The sequence below is a fragment of the Streptomyces sp. NPDC001770 genome, from assembly GCF_053596135.1.
This window is the reverse complement of record NZ_JBSFFN010000021.1, coordinates 105,808-123,900: the sequence shown is the minus strand read 5'-3', so window position 1 is coordinate 123,900 and position 18,093 is coordinate 105,808. Positions and strand designations below refer to the sequence as shown.

General features: G+C 73.1%; 6 protein-coding genes. All 6 read right to left on the bottom strand.

Annotation, left to right across the window (positions count from 1 at the left end; genetic code table 11):
- Positions 1–37: 37 nt before the first annotated feature.
- The 6 genes from ACWCSV_RS20200 to ACWCSV_RS20175 all read right to left on the bottom strand — a co-directional run bounded on the left by ACWCSV_RS20200 (position 38) and on the right by ACWCSV_RS20175 (position 18,049).
- Positions 38–1,738 (bottom strand): ABC transporter ATP-binding protein, encoded by a 1,701-nt coding sequence (locus tag ACWCSV_RS20200; protein WP_451144032.1) that lies wholly within the window; start codon positions 1,736–1,738, stop codon positions 38–40.
- Positions 1,725–12,686, bottom strand: coding sequence for an amino acid adenylation domain-containing protein (locus ACWCSV_RS20195; protein WP_451144030.1), 10,962 nt, complete (start codon positions 12,684–12,686; stop codon positions 1,725–1,727). Before ACWCSV_RS20195 ends, ACWCSV_RS20200 begins: the two co-directional genes overlap by 14 nt.
- Before the next feature lie 426 nt (positions 12,687–13,112).
- Positions 13,113–14,900 (bottom strand): ABC transporter ATP-binding protein, encoded by a 1,788-nt coding sequence (locus ACWCSV_RS20190; RefSeq protein WP_451144028.1) that lies wholly within the window; start codon positions 14,898–14,900, stop codon positions 13,113–13,115.
- A 46-nt stretch (positions 14,901–14,946) separates the two neighbouring features.
- Positions 14,947–16,005: an iron-siderophore ABC transporter substrate-binding protein gene (locus ACWCSV_RS20185; RefSeq protein ID WP_451144026.1), complete on the bottom strand. Its 1,059-nt coding sequence runs from the start codon at positions 16,003–16,005 to the stop codon at positions 14,947–14,949.
- Positions 16,006–16,123: 118 nt separating this feature from the next.
- Positions 16,124–16,984: an ABC transporter ATP-binding protein gene (locus ACWCSV_RS20180; RefSeq protein WP_451144064.1), complete on the bottom strand. Its 861-nt coding sequence runs from the start codon at positions 16,982–16,984 to the stop codon at positions 16,124–16,126.
- 42 nt (positions 16,985–17,026) lie between these two features.
- A complete protein-coding gene (locus ACWCSV_RS20175; protein WP_451144062.1) occupies positions 17,027–18,049 on the bottom strand; it encodes a FecCD family ABC transporter permease in 1,023 nt (340 codons plus the stop codon).
- Positions 18,050–18,093: the final 44 nt, after the last annotated feature.

The window sequence follows — 18,093 nt, the reverse complement described above, 5'->3', positions numbered from 1 at the left end:
TGCCGCCCGGGGCGCCCGGGGCGGCAGGGGCACCGCGTCATCGCGCCACGGCCCGGCAGTACGCCTCGTCGGTGGCGAGGAGGTGGCGGTGGGTGGCCTCGGCGGTGATGACGCCGTCGTCCAGGACGAGTACCCGGTCGGCGGCGTCCAGCAGGGCCGGGCTGCTGGTGAGTACGACCGTGGTGCGGCCGCGGCGCAGTTCGGCGAGGTTGCGGGCGACGAGCTGCTCGGTGACCGCGTCGACCGCCGTGGTCGGGTCGTGCAGGACCAGGATGTCGCTGTCGGCGGCCAGTGCCCGGGCCAGGGAGAGCCGCTGGCGCTGCCCTCCGGAGAGGTTGGCGCCCCGGTCGCGGACGAGGTGGTCCAGTCCTTCGCGGTGCAGGGCGACGACGTCGGTCAGCAGGGACGCCTCGACGGCCTCCGGAATCATGCGGCTGGTACCGGAGGGGTCGATGTTGGTACGCAGCGTGCCCGCGAAGATCTCCCCGTCGTACGGGTTCACCAGCATGTGCCCGCGTACCGCCTCGGCCGGCAGGTCGCCGATCTCCTGGCCGCCGAGCCGCACCACCCCCTCGTACGCGTGGGGCGGTACGTTCAGGGCCAGGATCGCCGCGAACTCGGCGGCGGCGCGGGGCTGGTAGGCGGCGATCGCGACGAACTCCCCTGCGGCGACCTGCAACTTGAGCTCGCGCAGTGAGCCGTGGCGGACGCGGTCGATCTCCAGGTCACCGCCGGGCTCGGGGCTGCCCGTGCCCGGGGCGGCGACCGGCGGGGCGTCGAGGACCAGCGCCATCCGCTCCGCCGAGGCGCGCGCCATCATCACGTACTTCGGCATCTCCGAGAACAGCTTCATCGGTTCCATGATGAACTGCGCCAGTCCCACCGCCATGACGAGTTCCCCGACGGTGATCTGCCGGTCGAAGGCCAGCCAGCCCGCCGCCAGGGTCACGACGGCGGCGAGGAGTGCGTTGAGGGCCAGCGAGGCACCCGCGTAAGCACCGTTGACCCGGGCGACGGTGATCGCCTGCTGCTTCGCCTCCGTGCTGACCTTGCGGTAGGAGCGGAAAGCGGCGTGGTTGCCGCCGAATCCGTGCAGCGGGCGCAGGCCGGTGATCAGGTCGGCGACCTTGGCGCCCGCCCGCGCCACCCGGGCCTGCTGCTCCTTGGTGCTCGCGCCGATGCGTTTCGACATCACGCCGAGGACCGAGAGGATCGCGGCGGCGCCCACGAACACCAGCAGGCCGAGCCGCAGGTCGGCCAGCCCGAGCGCGGTCCCCGCGACGAGGATCGCGACGACCGAGCTGACCAGCAGCGGCACCACCTCGATGATGTCGGCGGTCTGGTCCGCGTCCTCGGTGGCGATGGTCAGCACCTCGCCGGACTTCAGGTCCATGTCCCGGGCCACCGGCTGGAGTCCGCAGGCCGCGACGCGGACCCGCCAGTGGTGGGCCTCGGTCGTGTTGGCCTTCTGCAGGATGCGCATCCCGAACCGCCAGGAGAGCGAGACGGTGGTGATGATCACGGCCAGCGCGCCGACCGACAGCAGGAGCCTGCCGAGGCCGCGTTCCTGCATGGTGTGCTCGACGATCAGGCCGAGCGCGATGGGGAACGCCGTCTCGCCGGCCTGGTAGAGGCCCATGAGGACGGTGCCCCAGGCCATGGCTCCGAGGTTGCGGCGCAGGGCGGTCCGCAGAATGTCGGCGCCCTGGCGGGGGCGCTGGGTGTCAGCTGTTGTCATCGAGGTGCCGCGCAATCGCTTCCGGGGTTCGCAGGGTGAGCAGATCACGGATGGTGATCACGGGTCCGTACTCGCGGCGGAGCAGCCCGATCAGCCGCACCGCCAGCATGGAGTGTCCCCCGAGGGACACGAAATCACTTACGGCACTGACCTCGTCGTCGTCCAGGTCCAGCGCCTCGGCGAAGAACTCGCAGACCAGGATCTCCGTCTCGCCCTCGGGGGCGCGTTCGCCGGCCGTGGTGAGGACGCCGAGGGGCTTGGCCTCGGGCAGGGCCTTGGTGTCGGCCTTGCCGTTGACGGTCAGCGGGATGGCGTCGACCCGCGCGTAGTGCGTGGGGCGCAGGAAGTCCGGCAGTCGGGCGCCCACCTCGGCGGCGACGGAGGCGAGGCCGGCGCTGCCGTCGGAACCGTCCAGCACCAGGTACGCGGCGAGCCGGTGGGCTCCGTCGGCCTGGGGGTCGGGCTGGGCGACGGCGGCGACGAACCTCACCGCGGGGTGCGCGGCGAACGCGGCCTCCACCTCGCCGAGTTCGACCCGGTGTCCCCGGATCTTGACCTGCTGGTCGGTGCGGCCGAGGTAGTTCAGGTTTCCGTCGGGCCGGCGCAGGACCAGGTCCCCGGTGCGGTACATCCGGGTGCCGGGTTCGCCGAACGGGCAGGCGACGAAGCGGTGCGCGGTCTGCGCGGACTGCCCGAGGTAGCCGCGGGCGATGCCGACGCCCGCGACGTACAGCTCGCCCGGGACGCCGTCCGGCAGGGGGCGCAGCCACGGGTCGAGGACGTACACCTCGGTGTTGTCGATCGGCACGCCCACCACCGGGTCCTGGCACTCGAAGGTGCCGACGCCGAGGGTGTTGATGGTGTATTCGGTGGGCCCGTAGAGGTTGTAGCCGACGGTGCCCTCGGCGGCGGCGAGTCGCTGCCAGAGAGCGGGAGTGACGGCCTCGCCGCCGAGCAGGACCAGCGCGGGGCGGTGCGCGGGGTCGTCGAGCAGGCCCTCGGCGACCAGTTGCTGGGCGTAGGTCGGCGTCACGTTGATGACGTCGATGCCGTGTTCGAGGCAGTGGGTGACGAGCCGGGGGGCGTCGCGGCGCAGTTCCTCGTCGCAGATGTGCACCTCGTGGCCGTCCGCGAGCCAGAGGAGTTCCTCCCACGACATGTCGAAGGCGAACGACACGGTGTGCGCGATGCGGAAGGTCCGGTGGCCGTGTTCGGCGAGGACCGGCTCGAAGATCCGGCGTTGGTGGTTGATGAGCATGTTGGTGAGGCCGGCGTACTCGGTCACCACACCCTTGGGCTTCCCGGTCGATCCGGAGGTGTAGATGGTGTACGCGGGGTGGCGCAGGCGGTCCGGGTCGCCGGGCGCGAAGGTGACGAGGGGCTCGGCGTCGGGGAGCGGGCGGTCGAGTGCGATCAGTTCGCCGGTCAGCCGGGGTGCGACGGCGCTGACGGTGAGGGTGACCTCGGGCCGGGCGTCGGCGACGATCGCGGCGATCCGCTCGTCGGGGTGGTCGAGCTCCAGCGGTACGTACGCGGCGCCGGTGCGCAGCACCGCGAAGAGTGCCACGATCGAGTCGAGGGAGCGCGGGAGGGCGAGGCCGACGGTGGTCTCCGGGCCGATGGAGCGTGCGGCGAGGACGCCCGCGAGGGCGCGGCTGCGGTCCCTGAGTTCGGCGAAGGTCATCGTGGCGCCGTCGGCGACGAGCGCGGTCCGCCCGGGGTCGCGGTCGGCGGCCAGGTCGAACCGGTCGACGACGGTGTCCGTGCCGATCGCCGTGGGGTCCGCGGGTGCGGGCGCGTCGCCGAGGCCGGGGAGCGCGCCGAGGGGGCCGGTGGAGCGGGCCAGGGCGTCGAGCACGCTCAGGTAGCCGGCCAGGAGGCGGCGGGCGCCCTCGGTGTCGTCGTCGCGGTGCTCCAGTTTGACGGTGAGACGGTCGCCGGGGGTGACGACCCAGGTGAAGGGGTAGTGGGTCGAGTCGTCGGCCTTCACCGAGGTGATGCCGTGCCGGGCGTTCATCGCGGCGAAGGCGTCCATGTCCAGGAAGTTCTGGAGCACGAAGAGGTTGTCGAAGAGGCTGTCGTGTCCGGCGGCCCGCTGGATCTCGCCGAGGCCGAGGTGCTCGTGTTCCATCGCTTCGACGCGGGCCCGCTGGACGGCGGTGAGGTAGGCGCCGACGGTGTCGTCCGGGCGGGGCCGGGTCCACTGGGGCACGGTGTTGAGGAGCACGCCGACGATGCCGGAGGTGTCCTCGCCCTCGCGGCCGGAGACGGTGACGCCGAACACGGCGTCGGCGCGGCCGGTGTGCGCGCCGAGCAGGAGGCCGAAGGCTCCGGTCAGCACGGAGTTCAGGGTGACGCCGTGGGTCCTGGCTGCCTCGCGCAGGAGGTCGGACGCCTCGGTGGTGAGGGTCTGGGTGAGGGCGTGCGGCAGCTCGTCCGGGAAGGACGGGTCCGGGCCGGCGAGCAGGGTCGGGCCGGTGAGTCCGGCCAGGTGGCCGGCCCAGAAGCGGGTGGCGACGTCGGAGTCCTTGGCGGCGAGCGCGCGGGCGTGGTCCTCGAAGGAGGGGGTGGCCGGAGTGGCGTCGAGCGGCTCCCCGGCGAGGATCGCCCGGTACGCGTCGAAGAGGTCGCGGAGCACGGTCTCGCGGGACCAGCCGTCCCAGAGCAGCAGGTGGTAGCTGAGCAGCAGGCCGTCGCGGTCGTCGGGCAGCCGGACCACGGTCAGCCGGACGAGCGGCGGTTCGCCGGGGTCGAATCCGGTGTCGCGGTCCTGGGCGCGCAGGGCGTCGGTCTCGGCCTCCGTGCTGAGGGAGACCGTGCGGACGGGAACGCGCCGGCCGGCGGCGAGGACCTGGACGGGGTTGCCGTCGTCGTCGGTGGTGAAGCCGGCGCCGACGACCGGGTGGCGGGCGATCACGTGCGCCATCGCCTCGGCGAGCGCGTCGGTGTCCAGGCGCCGGTCGAAGGTGAACCAGCTCTGGGCGACGTAGTGTCCGGCGGTGCCCGCCAGCTGGGCCTGGAAGTACAGGCCGCGCTGGAGCGGGGTGACCGGTGCGGTGCGCTCGGCGGTCGCGGAGGCGTCGGCGATCTCCTCCAGCGCGCGCCGCCAGTGCGTGGTGATCGTGTCGGGGACGCCGTCGGCGAGGGTGAATTCCGCGTGCAGGCTGCCGGTGGCGCTGTCGGTCCAGGCGTTGACCTCGACGGCGTAGGGGCTGCCCTGGTCCCCCGCGGTGAGGCGGAGCGCCTCGGACTCGCTGCCCCGGCCCAGGTAGTTGAAGAGCACCTGGGGGTGCGGGCGGGCGGTGAGCAGGGGGCCGGTCTGCGGGTTGAGGTGGCGGAGCAGGCCGTAGCCGAGGTGCCCGTCCTCGCCGGGCCGGCGCGCCGCGGCTTCGCGGGCGGCGGCGACGGGGTCGGTGTGCGCGGTGAGGCGTACGGGGGCGACGGCGGTGAACCAGCCGACGGTACGGGAGTAGTCGTGGTGGTCCCGGGCGGGGACGCGGCCGTGGTGTTCGAGGTCGATCGCGAGATCGGTGGGCTCGTTCTGGATCCGGGTCAGCGCGGTGCGCAGCGCGCCGACGAGCAGTTCGGTGAGGCCGGTGCCGAGGGCGGCGGGCGCGGTGCGGGTGACCCGGTCGCCGGTCTCCGGCGGGAGCACGGCCGTGACCGTGCGCAGCGCCGTGGCCCGGGGCAGTGGGGCGGGGGCGTCGAGCGTGCTGAGCCAGTGGCCGAGGCCGTCGACGGCCTCGGCGGAGCGGGCGGTCAGCGCTTCCGCGTACTCGGCGAAGGGGGTGGTCGCCGGCGCCGGGTTCTCGCCTCGCAGGGCGGTGGCCAGGTCGTCCAGCAGGATCAGCCAGGAGACGGCGTCGACGCAGAGGTGGTGGGCGGTGACCACCAGGGTGCGGGTCCCGGCCAGCCAGGAGAAGGCGACGACCTCGCCGGATTCCGGATCGAGCCGTGCGGCGGCCTGGTCCGCCGCGGCCGTCGGGTCGGAGGTGCCGGGGAGCAGGACGGTGGCGGTGCGGGCGGGTTCGGTGGCGAGGGTCCACACCCCGTGGTCGGCGCGCAGCCGCAGCCGGAGGGCCGGGTGCGTGGCCAGCAGGGCGTCCGCGGCGCGCCGGACGTCGGCGGGCGTGGTGCCGTCGGGCGCGCTGAGTGTGCGGGCCTGGGCGAACCGGTCGAGCGAGCCCCCCAGTTCGCGCTGGCGCAGGACGATCGGTGTGGGGTGGAGCGGGCCGTCCTGCGGGCGGACGGGCCCGGGTGCGGCGGGGAGCTGCGGCGCCCGGGTCCGGAGGTGGGCGGCGAGCGCGCGGGGGGTCCGGTGGAGGAACACGTCGCGGGGTGCGACGGGCAGACCGAGCGCCCTGGCCCGGTTGATCAGGGTGATGGCGACGATGCTGTCGCCGCCGGCCATGAAGAAGTCGGTGTCGCCGTCGATGTCCGGTTCCGGGAGGGTCTCGGCGAAGAGGGTGACGAGTGCGTCGAGTGCGTCGGGGGCGACGAGTGCGTCGGGGGTCTGGGCGCTGGTGGCCACGGGGGTGTCCTCCCGTGCGGCGCGCTCGGCCAGCGCCCTGCGGTCCAGTTTGCCGTTGACGGTGAGCGGCAGCGCGTCGTGGGTCAGGACGCGGCCCGGCACCATGTGGGCGGGCAGCTTCGCGGCGAGCAGGCGGGCGAGGTCGCCGGGGGCCCGTCCGACCACGTGGGCGACCAGGTGGTCGCCGGTGACCGCCGGGGTGACGGCCGCGTCGGTGATGCCGTCGAACTCCCTGATCGCGGACTCGACTTCGCCGAGTTCGATGCGGAAGCCCTTCAGCTGCACCTGGTCGTCGGCGCGCCCCACGAACTCCAGCTCTCCGCCGAGGGTGCGGCGGGCGAGGTCGCCCGTGTGGTACATGCGGGAGCCGTCGCCCGCGAACGGGTCGGCGACGAACCGGCCGGCGGTGAGTTCCGGCCTGCCGAGGTAGCCGAGCGACACCTGGTCGCCGGCGACGTAGATGGCGCCCACCCGCCCGGGGGGCACCGGCCGGAGCCTGTCGTCGAGGAGATGGGTGGTCAGGCCGGGAATCGGGCCGCCGATGGGGCTGGTGCCGCCGCCGTCGAAGTCCTCGTCGGTGAGCACCCGGTGGGTGACGTGGACGGTGGTCTCGGTGATGCCGTACATGTTGACGAGTTCGGGCGTGGCGGTGCCGTGCCGCTCGACCCAGCCGCGCAGCCGTCCGAGGTCCAGTGCCTCGCCGCCGAAGATGATCCGGCGCAGTGCGGTGGCCGGTGCGCCGGCGTGCCGGTCGGCCTCGATGAACTGGTAGAAGGCGGACGGGGTCTGGTTGAGGACGGTGACTCCGCGCTCGCGGACCAGTCGGTGGAAGTCCACCGGAGAGCGGGTCAGGGCGTACTCCGGCACCAGCAGTTCCGCGCCGTGCGCCAGCGCGCCCCACAGTTCCCAGACGGCGAAGTCGAAGGAGTACGAGTGGAACTGGACCCAGACCTCGCCGGGGCCGAAGCCCATGGCGTGCCGGGTGTTGGCGAGCAGGGTCACCACACTGGAGTGCGGGACGACGACGCCCTTGGGCCGGCCGGTCGATCCGGAGGTGTAGATCACGTAGGCCGGGTCGTGCGGGCCTGCCTCGGTCCGTACCGTGCCGGTCCGTACGGTCTCCGGTGCGGACGGCTCCGCGTGTGGCGGCTCCTCGCCCAGCACGAGCAGGCGGGCGGGGTCGCCCTCGGTCGGACCGAGCAGCCGGGTGAAGCGGTCCCGTCCGCCGGGTGCGACGAGGACGACCTGCGGGGCGGCGTCGGTGAGGACGTGTTCCAGGCGCTCGTCCGGATACGCCAGGTCCAGCGGTACGTACGCTCCCCCGGCGGTGACGATGGCGACCAGCGCCACCACCTGTTCCACGGAGCGCGGGACCGCGACGGCGACCCGGGTGCCGGGCCGGACCCCGGCCGCGCGCAGTACGGAGACCAACGCGTCACGCGCCGTGGCGAGTTCGCCGTAGGTCAGGGAGCGGGTGGTGCCGTCGAGTGCGCATGCGGTGACAGCGACGGCGGCCGGGTCGCGGCGTGCGGCGGCGTCGAAGAGTCCGCCGAGCGTCGTCGGGGCAGTCGGCTCGGCGGGCAGGTGCTCCGGGTGGGTCAGTGCCGGGACCGGGGCGTCCGGCCGGGTGAGCAGGGCGGTGAGGGTACGGGTGAAGGTACGCAGGATCTCCCGGGCACCGGCCTCGCGGAGCAGTGCGCGGTCGTGGACGAGGTTGAAGCGGACACGCCCGTCGCGGGTGCGTTCGACGACGAGGGTCAGGGGGTAGTGCGGGGCGCCCTCGTTCTCGATGGCGGTGATGGCGAGGTCGTCGCCGGGGCTCCGCAGCGCGTGCACGTCGGTCGCGACGTCGAACACCACCAGGGTGTCGAAGAGGGTGCCGTGGCCGGCCAGGCGCCCGGTCCTGGCGAGCGAGACGTGGCTGTGCGGCAGGACCGCGCTCTGGTGCTCCCGGACCGAGGCGAGCAGTTCGCCGGCCGTGGTGGTGTCCGACCAACGGGCGCGTACCGGGACGGTGTTGATGAACAGGCCGACCATGTCCTCGATGCCGGGGACGTCCGCGTCGCGTCCGGACACGGTGGAGCCGAACACCACGTCCGTACCGTGCAGGATGCCGCCGAGGGTCAGCGCCCAAGCGCTGTGCACGGCCACGCTCAAGGGCACGCCGGCCGACCGTGCGGCGGCGTCGACGTCCGCGGCGAGGTCCGCGCCCTCTTCGACGGCGTCGGCGAAGCGGTCGGACGGAGTGTGGTCCGGGGCGACCAGGGAGGGGCCCGGGAGTCCGGCGAGCTCCTCCTGCCAGACCCGGTCGCTCTCCTTCTCGTCGAGTCCGGCGAGGTGGCGCACGTAGTCGGCGAACCCGCCGGTCCGGTACACCGTGCCGGGCGCGTGGTACTCGGCCAGCAGCGCGCGGAGCATCGGCGGTACCGACCAGCCGTCGGCGACGATGTGGTGCACGGTCTGCACCAGCCGGGTCCGCCCGGAGCCGGCGCGGATCAGGGTGTAGCGCATCAACGGGCCGGTGGCCAGGTCGAATCCGGCGCGGCGGTCCCGCTCGGCGAGGTCGCGGATCTCGGCGTCGGTGATCCCGGGCCGCTCCAGCACCGTGAAGGGCGCCCGGACCCCGCTCTCCAGGACGGACACCACGCGGCCGTCCGCGAGGGCGGTGAACCGTGCGGCGAGGTTCGGGTAGAGCGAGAGGAGCCTCGTCGCCGCCGCCTCCAGGCGGTCGGTGTCCACCTCGCCGTCGAGGGTCAGCAGCTGCTGTTCGACGTAGGCGCCCGCCGAGTCGTCGTCGAAGACGGAGTGGAAGTAGAGGCCCTCCTGGAGCGGCGTCAGCGGCAGGACGTCGCGGAGCTCCGGCGTGTCCAGGGCGTCGGCGTCCGCCTGGGTGAGCCGCGCAAGGGGGAAGTCGCTGGGGGTGTGGCCGCCCTGCTGGAGGGCGGCCAGGCCGGTCAGCGCGTCGCGCAGGTACCCGACCAGGGTGTCGATGTCCTCGTCGGTGAACATCCCGTCGGGCCAGGAGAGGGTGGTGACGAGTTCGTACGCGCCGGTGGAGGAGGCTTCCGCGATCGCGTTGAACTCCAGGGCGCGCGGCAGCCGCATCCTGGGGTCGCGCCGCTCGCCGAGCTGCCCGGTGCTGCCGGCGAGCCGCCAGTCGCCGGAGGTCTCCGCGTCGAAGCGGCCCAGGTAGTTGAAGAGCACCTGGGGCGCGGGCGTGTCGAACCCGGTGTCGGTCAGGTGGCGCAACACGCCGTAGGAGAGGCCGTTGGCCGGGACCTCGGCGAGGTTCTCCTTGACCGCCTTGAGCGCGGTGGCGAGGTACTCGGGCGCGGTGAGGTCCTCGGCCGGGCCGGGGTCCACGGTCACCGGGAAGAGGGTGGTGAACCAGCCGACGGTGCGGGAGAGTTCGGGCTCGGGACCGGTCACGAACCGCCCCTCACGGCCGTGGCCCTCCAGCTCGACGCGGGCGAACGTCTGGTCCTGTCCGAGGTCGCGCCGCCATCGGGCGAGGGTGACGGCGAGTGCGGTGAGCAGGACGTCGTTGACGCCCGCGTGGAACTTCGCGGGGACGTCGCCGAGCAGCGCGGTGGTGGGGCCGGAGCCGAGCGCCACGGTCCGGGTGCGTTCCCGGTCGACGGTGTCGGCCCCGGAAAGGGCCCTGCGGCCGACCGGCCCGTCCGCTCCGGGCAGGGCGCGCTGGAAGTACGCCCGGTCCGCGTCGAAGTCCGTCCGTGCGAGGAGTTCCGTCCAGTGCCGGAAGGACGTGCGCACCGGGGGCAGGTCGACCGGCGCGCCGGCCGCCCACTGGCGCCACGCCGTGGCCAGGTCGTCCATCAGGACCCGCCAGGACACGCCGTCGATCACCACGTGGTGGACGACGAGGACGAGTTGGTGTGCGCCGCGGCGCCAGACCGCGCGGAGCATCACACCGCCGTCCGGGTCGAGCGCGTCGGTGGCGAGGGCGAGGCACTCCTCCTGTGACCGGTCGCTCTCCTGCCACCCCGCGACGGCCCCGTCGGCCTCGGGGACGTCGAAGCTCCAGTGGTCGCCCCGGACCAGCCGTGCGCGGAGCATGTCGTGCCGCCGGACCAGGGCGGTGAGGATCGCGTCGAGGGCGTCGGCGGTCAGTTCGGCGGGGACGTTCAGCACCACCGACTGCACGAAGCCGTCGACGGCGTCGGTGGTCTCGCCGAGCCACCGCAGGATGGGCGATCCGGTGATCCCGCCGGTGGCCACGTCGCGGTGGAGGGGCGCGGACGCCTCCTCGCGGCTCGCGACGGCGGCCAGCGCCCCGATGACGCTGTGGGTGAAGATCTGGCGGGCGGTGACGTGGAGGCCCACCTCGCGCAGTGCGCTCAAGAGGGAGATGGCGAGGATGCTGTCGCCGCCGAGGCGGAAGAAGTCCTGGTCGACGCCGACCTCGTCCAGCCGGAGCAGCGTGGCGACGGCCGCGCAGACGGCGCGCTCGTCGTCGGTGGTGGGCGCGACGGACGAGCCGGTCGCGACGACGGGTTCGGGCAGGGCCTTGCGGTCGAGCTTGCCGTTCGCGGTGAGCGGGAACTCCTTCATCACGACCATGTGGGTGGGCACCATGTACTCCACCATGTGCTCCTCGGCCCAGGCCCGGACCTCCTCGCCCCGCAGGTGCCCGGAGCCGGAGGCGGGGATGACGTATCCCACCAGGTAGGTGCCGCCCGCCGCGTTCTTCTTCGCGACGACGCAGGTGTGGCGTACTGAGGGGTGCTCCGCGAGGCCGGCCTCCACGTCCTCGATCTCCAGCCGCATGCCGCGGATCTTGATCTGGTTGTCGGCGCGGCCGAGGAAGTCCAGGGAGCCGTCGGGGGCGTAGCGGGCGAGGTCGCCGGTGCGGTAGAGCCGGGAGCCGTCGTCGGCGAAGGGGTTGGCCACGAACCGGGACGCCGTGAGGCCGGGGGCGTTGACGTAGCCGCGGCCCAGGAGGAAGCCGCCGACGTAGAGCTCGCCGCCGACGCCGACGGGGACCGGGCGCAGCTCGTCGTCGAGGACGTAGAGCCGGGTGTTGGGGTTGGCCCTGCCGATCGAGGTGGAGAGGCGTTCGGCGGCGCCGCGGTAGATGACGTGCGATACGCCGATGGTCGTCTCGGCGGGGCCGTAGCCGTGGTAGAGCGGGATGTCGAGCTTGGTGCGGAAGCGTTCGTACAGCTCCGGGGTGAGCACCTCGCCGCCGCACCAGACGTGCCGCAGGCTGTCCAGGCGGCCGGAGTCGCCGGCCATCTCCAGCAGGACGTCCAGCATGGAGGAGACCAGGTAGGTGAAGGTCACACGCTGCTCGGAGATCACGCTCAGCAGGTGGTGCGGGTCGCGTTCGCCGCCGGGCCGCAGGACGACGAGCCGGCCGCCGGTCACCAGGGGCAGGAAGATCTCGTTGATCGAGATGTCGAAGGAGAGGGGTGCCTTGAAGAGGGAGGCGTCGTCGTGGCCGAAGCCGAGGATCTCGCGGCTCTGCCAGAGCAGGCGTTCGCTGATCGCCTCGTGCCGGATCATCGCGCCCTTCGGGCGTCCGGTCGATCCGGAGGTGAAGATCACGTAGGCGAGGGCCGCTCCGGACACGGCGGCGAAGGACCCGTCGGCGGGCTCGGAGCCGTAGTCCCAGTCGCCGAGGTCGACGGCGACGGCCTCCGGTTCGCCCTCGGGCCGTACCCCCGAGTCGTTGAGCTGGAGGACGGCCCGGGCGTCCTCGATGACGACGCTCCGTCGGGCGGCCGGCCACTGCGGGTCGAGCGGTACGAAGGCGCCTCCGGCCCGGAGCACCGCGAGCAGCCCGATCACCATGTCGGCGGAGCGGCCGAGCGAGATGCCGACGACCTCTTCGGGTCCGAGTCCGCGACCGATCAGGTGGTGCGCCAACTGGCAGCTGAGCTTGTCTGCTTGACGGTAGGTCAGGGATCGCTGCCCGTCGACGACGGCGATGGCGTCCGGCCGGGCGCGCACCTGCTCGCGGAACATCTCCACGAGGGTCGGGCGGTCCCGTTCGGCGTCGGTGTCGTTCCACCGGGCCAGCAGTCCGGCCCGGGCCGTGGCGCCGGCGGCGGTGATCGTGCCGAGGGGCCGGTCGGGGAAGTCGACGAGATCGTCCAGCGCGCTGCGCACGTCGGCCGGCTCGACGCCCTCGGGGACGGTGATGCTCCGGCCGTCCTCGCCCACCGTCCAGCCGGCGCTCCCCGCACCGCCGTTGTGCACCCAGCCGAGGACGTCGGGGAAGAGCGTGGCGGGGCCGAGGTCCATGCCTTCGGGGCCGCGGCCGGTGGCCCAGTACGACAGGCCGATGGCGCAGGCCTCGGTGATGGTGGTGTCCGAGTAGTCACCGGTTCGCCGGCGCACGGCGGCCAGGCTCGCGGGAGACAGCGGCACGAGGCGGGCACGGGGATCCATCATCGAAGACTCATCGTCCCTTCCGGGTTGGAGAGTTGGCTCGGAACGGGCACGGTCCGGGCAGGGTTCGTCGGCTTGTGGCGGGCGCGCGCCTGGGCGCGGTGGCGTCGGTGGTCCGCGGCGTCGCGGAAGGGTCGAGGGGCGGTCGTCGTCCGAAGGCGGTCGTCGTCAGCCCGCCGAGGAGGCGGGCGGGCGTGCGGGTGCCGTCGCGACGGTGCGGTTGTACGGGTTGCGGGGGGGGGCGAGCGGGTCCTAGGGCGCGTCTTCGGACTGCCGTCGTTCGGCCGGAGGCCGGGCCGGGCGGCGTCCGGTGCGTGCGATCGCAAGGCGGAGGATCGCCTCGCTACTGGATGTACCGGGATGATCCCGACAACGCGGCAAGCGGGCGTGCCAGGCGTCACCCAGCAGACGGCAGTTCGAAGACACGTCCTAGCTTCCTTCGCGCCATGCCCGCCACAGGCGTGCGTACCGGCCGTCCAGGGCGACCAGTTCCCGGTGGGTGCCCTGCTCCACCACGCGCCCGGCGTCCAGCACCGCGATCCGGTCCGCCGCCATCGCCTGGGTGAGCCGGTGGGCCACGAACAGCGTGGTCCGGCCCGCGCACGCGGCCAGCACCGCCCGTTCCAGCTCGGCGGCGCCCTCGCTGCCGGCCTCGGCGGTCGATTCGTCGAGCACCACCACGGGGGCGCGTCCCAGCATCAGCCGGGCCAGGGCGATCTGGGCGACCTTGGTGCCGTCCAGGCGCTCGCCGCCCTCGCCGACCGGGGTGTACAGCCCGTCCGGCAGTGCGTCGAGCCAGGTTCCGGCGCCGACCGTGCGCAGCGCGTCGGTCAGTTCGGTGTCGGTGGCCCGCGGTGCGGCCAGGCGCAGGTCGTCGGCGAGCGGACCGGAGAAGACGTGTGTCTCCTGCGTCAGGATGCTCACCAGGGCCCGGGCCCCGGCCTCGTCGAGGTCGGCGAGGTCGGTCGGGCCGATGCGTACGGACCCGGTGTGCGGGGTGCCGATGCCCGCGATCAGGGCGGCGAGCGTCGACTTGCCCGCGCCCGTCGCCCCCACCAGGGCGAGCGAGCCGCCGGCCGGGATGGTCAGAGCGACGTCCCGCAGGACCGGTTCCTCGGTGCCGGGATAGCCGAAGGTGAGCCCCTCCACCGTCACCGGGTACGGAATGACGTCCGCCGGGGCGACCGAGGCGTCGCCCACCAGACGGTCCTCCGCCTGTTCCCCCAGGACTCCGACCAGGCGGGTCAGGCTGGCGCCGGACTTCTGTGCCTCGTCGAAGGTGAACATGATGGAGCCGAGCGGGGTGAAGAGCCGGTGGAACATCAGCGGGGCGGAGGCCACCTCGCCGAGGCTCGCGGCGTCGTTCTCCAGCAGGGCGTACCCGACGAGGAGGATCAGGACAAGGCCGATGAATTCGGCGCGGTTCTCCCGGCCGACGAAGCGGCCGAAGAACCGGAACACCTCGACGCCGAGTTCGCGTACCCGCCACGACTCGCCGGTGACCTTCTCTCGTACGGCGCCCTCCAGGCGGTACGCACGGACGGTGTCGATCCCGTCGAGGCCGCTGATCAGCGCCTGGGCGCGGTCGGCCTGGGCGGCCCGCTGCTTCTGGTAGAGCGGCGCGGAGCGGGGAAGGTACCAGCGCAGCGCGAAGGCGTAGGCGGGCAGGGCGCCGGCTCCCGCGAGGCCGAGCCGCCAGTCCAGGCCGAACATGGCGGCCGTCGCGATGGCGACGAGGACCCCGGCGGTGAACACGGTCGGGACGGCCGACCGGATGCCCTTGGAGAGCACGGCGACGTCGTCGCCGACCCGGGAGAGCACGTCTCCGCGGCCGACTTGTTCGATCCGGGCGCTCGGCATACCCAGCACCGCGCGGACGGCGCCTTCGCGCAGTCGTGCGAGCAGGTCCGCGCCGAGCCGTCCGATGAGGTACGTCGATCCGGCGGTGGCCGCCGCGCCGAGCAGCGCGGCGGCTCCCATCAGGGCCCCGACGGTGACCAGGACCGAACGCGACTCGCCGTCGACCACCCCGTCGACCACCCGGCCGAGGAGGAGCACCGGAAGCACCTGGAGGACCGCTCCGGCCACCGTGGTGAGCACGGTGGCGGCCGTCAGCAGAGGTACCTGCCGGCAGTGCGCCACGAGCCACCGGGTGGCTTCTCCCCCGCCCGCCGTGCGCAGGGTCGCGGGGGCGGTGCGGGTGTCCACGGCGCTCACGCGGAGCCCCTGACGGGCCGTGCGGTACGGGACGGGGTGGACGGCGTCACTGGTCGACCGACTTGACGAGTTCGTCGATGGCGTAGGGCAGGGAGAGCAGGGTGCCCTGGGACATGGCCGCACCGACCGCCGGGCCCTCGCTGTCCAGGAGGTACGAGACCTTCCCGTCCTTCACCGCGGAGAGGTTGTCGAAGAGGTCGAACTTCTTCAGCGCGTCCTGGTCCGCCTTGTCGTTGATGACGAAGATGCGGTCGACGTCGACGAGGTCGATGCGCTCGGGCGAGAGCACGGTGTAGAACTTGCCGCCGGCGGCCTTGTCGACCTCCGTGGCACCCTTGTAGCCGATGCCGGTGATGAGCCGTCCGCGCACGTCGGTGGTGGCGAACGGGGCGACGGAGCCCTCGTACCAGGAGAGCGCGACGGCGGTCTGGCCGGCGAACTCGGGGTGCGCCGCCGCCGCGGAATCGAGCTTGGCCTGGATGCCCTCCACGAGCGCCTTGCCCTCGGTCTCCTTGCCGAGCGCCTTGGCGATGTGCACGGCGTTGTCCTGCCAGGAGGCGCTGAACGGCTCCTTCTCGGCCTTGGTGCGGCCCACCGTCGGCGCGATCCTGGAGAGCTTGTCGTAGGCGGCCTGGTCGATCTCGGAGTAGACCGCGATGATGAGGTCCGGGCGCAGGGCCGCGATCTTCTCGTAGTTGGGGCCCGCGTCACCGTTGCTCATGATGACCTCGGGGCGGGTGTCGCCCCACTTGTCCTTCACCCAGGGCCACTGGGTGTTGATGTCGGGGGACGTGCCCGCGGGGTTCGGGTACTGGTCGACCATGCCGACCGGCTTGATGCCGAGCGCGAGGATGGCCTGGTCGTCCGTGTAGCCCACGGAGACGACCCGCTGGGGGGCCTTGGTGATCTCGGTGGTGCCGAAGGCGTGCTCCACGGTGACCGGGAACGCGCCGGTGGCGGCTGCCGGTGCGTTGTCGCCGGCCTTCGCGTCGGGCTCGTCGGAGCCGCCGCATCCGGCGAGGAGGCCCACACCCAGGGCCGCGGCGGACAGGATCGCCGCCACCCGCCGCCAGGACTTCGTACCCGTCGTTCTCTGGAGGAGCATCCCGAATCCCTTGTTCTCGCGCCGGCCACCTGCGCCCCGGTCCCCGGGGCAGCCAAACCGTATCCTGAAGAGGTGAGGCCAGCCTAGCCTAACCAAGGCATTTCCTGTGCCCCGATGCCTAGTTGGAACGGACGTGGGTGCGCCCGATCGGCACGATGAGGGGACGGTCGCCCACCGGGTCCTCGATCACCTCGGCGCGCAGGCCGAACGCCTCGCGCAGCAGGTCGGCGGTGATGACGTCCCGGGGGTGCCCCTGGGCCAGGATCGCCCCCTCCCGCATCACGACGAGGTTGTCGCTGTAACGCGTCGCCAGATTGAGGTCGTGGAGCACCATGACGACCGTGCGGCCCGATTCGTGCAGGTCGTCCACGAGGTCGAGCACGTCGATCGCGTGTGCCAGGTCCAGGTAGGTGGTCGGTTCGTCCAGCAGCAGCAGATCGGTGCCCTGGGCGAGGGTCATCGATATCCAGACGCGCTGGCGCTGCCCGCCGGAGAGCGAGTCGACCGGCCGGGCGGCGAGTTCGGACACCCCGGTCATCGCCAGCGCGCGCTCCACCACGTCGGCGTCGTCGGAGGACCACTGCCGCAGCCAGCTCTGGTGCGGGTGACGGCCCCGGGCGACCAGGTCGGCCACCGTCAAGCCCTCGGGGGCGACGGGCGTCTGCGGCAGTAGTCCCAGTTTCTTCGCCACGTCCCGGGTGCGGAGCCGGGCGATGTCCTCGCCGTCCAGCACGACCGTTCCGCCCGTCGGCCTGAGCAGCCGGGTCAGGGTGCGCAACAGGGTCGACTTCCCGCAGCCGTTGGGGCCGATGATCGTGGTGATCACCCCGGAGGGGATCGCCACGTCGAGGTCGTCGATGACCACGCGTCCGCCGTACCCGACCGTCACCCCCCTCGCCGCCAGGCGGGCGTCCTCGGTTCCTGTGCCGGTCGCCGTTCCGGATCCGCTTCCGGTCCCCGTGGTGCGGTGGGTGGTCATCTCTCCTCCGTCGGTCGTCGTCATGTCGGCCCTCATGTGTCGTCAGCCCGCGCGCTGTCCGGCGAGGTTCGCCCGTACCAGCAGGTACACGAGGAAGGGTCCGCCGATCGCGGCGGTGACCACCCCGACGGGCAGCGCCATGGGCAGTGCCGTGCGGGCGACCAGGTCCGCGCCGGTCAGCAGCAGCGCGCCCACGAGGCCGGAGGCCACCAGCGGTGGTGTCGGGCACTTCGCCAGCCGCATCGCCACCTGCGGCGCCACGAGCGCGACGAAGGGCACCGGACCGGCCGCGCTCACCGCCGCGGCGGCCAGCAGCACCGCGCAGAGCAGCAGGACCGCCCGCACCCGCGTGTAGCGGACGCCCAGTCCGGCGGCCACCTCGTCGCCGAGGTGCATCGGCTTGAACTGGAAGGCGGCGGTGGCCACCACGGCGAGGAGCGCGAGGGTGCACCAGGTCGCCGTCCGGACCTCGCCCCAGGAGCGGTTGTCGAGCGAGCCGACCAGCCATGCCTGGGCCCGCGCCACGTCCCTGATGTCGGCGGTGACGAGCAGCCAGGTGGTGAGCGCCTCCGTCACGGCACTCACCGAGATGCCGATGAGGATGAGCCGGAATCCGTCGACCCCCCGGCGCCACGCCAGGAAGTAGACGAGCAGGCCGGTGCCGAGGCCGCCGGCGAGCGCGGCGGCGGAGAGGCCCACGGAGCTGACGACCGCGGTGGCGGCCCCGCCCGAGACCGTCACCAGGAACACCGCGACGGTGCCGGCTCCCCCGGTGATGCCCAGCACGTCCGGGCTGGCCAGCGGGTTGCGCGCGACGGACTGGGTGAGGGCCCCGGAGACCCCGAGCGCGATCCCCACCACCAGTCCGGCCAGGGCCCTCGGCATCCGCAGTTCCATGACGACGAACTCGTCCACCCGCTCGCCCCGGCCGAAGACCGTGGCGATGACCCTGGACAGTGCGAGGGGGAAGTCCCCGACCGCGATGGAGAGGCAGAACACCAGGAAGACCGCTACGGCCAGCACGAGCGTGACCGTGACGATCCAGGGCCGCCAGACGAACGACACGCGCCCGAGCCGTACCGCGGGTGCCGCGGAGGGCTGCGGCTTCG

What these genes read in the sequence shown, in the direction of transcription:
- ACWCSV_RS20200 (WP_451144032.1), bottom strand. Translation starts at nt 1,738, where the DNA reads ATGACAACAGCTGACACCCAGCGCCCCCGCCAGGGCGCCGACATTCTG.
- ACWCSV_RS20195 (WP_451144030.1), bottom strand. Translation starts at nt 12,686, where the DNA reads ATGATGGATCCCCGTGCCCGCCTCGTGCCGCTGTCTCCCGCGAGCCTG.
- ACWCSV_RS20180 (WP_451144064.1), bottom strand. Translation starts at nt 16,984, where the DNA reads ATGACCACCCACCGCACCACGGGGACCGGAAGCGGATCCGGAACGGCG.
- ACWCSV_RS20185 (WP_451144026.1), bottom strand. Translation starts at nt 16,005, where the DNA reads ATGCTCCTCCAGAGAACGACGGGTACGAAGTCCTGGCGGCGGGTGGCG.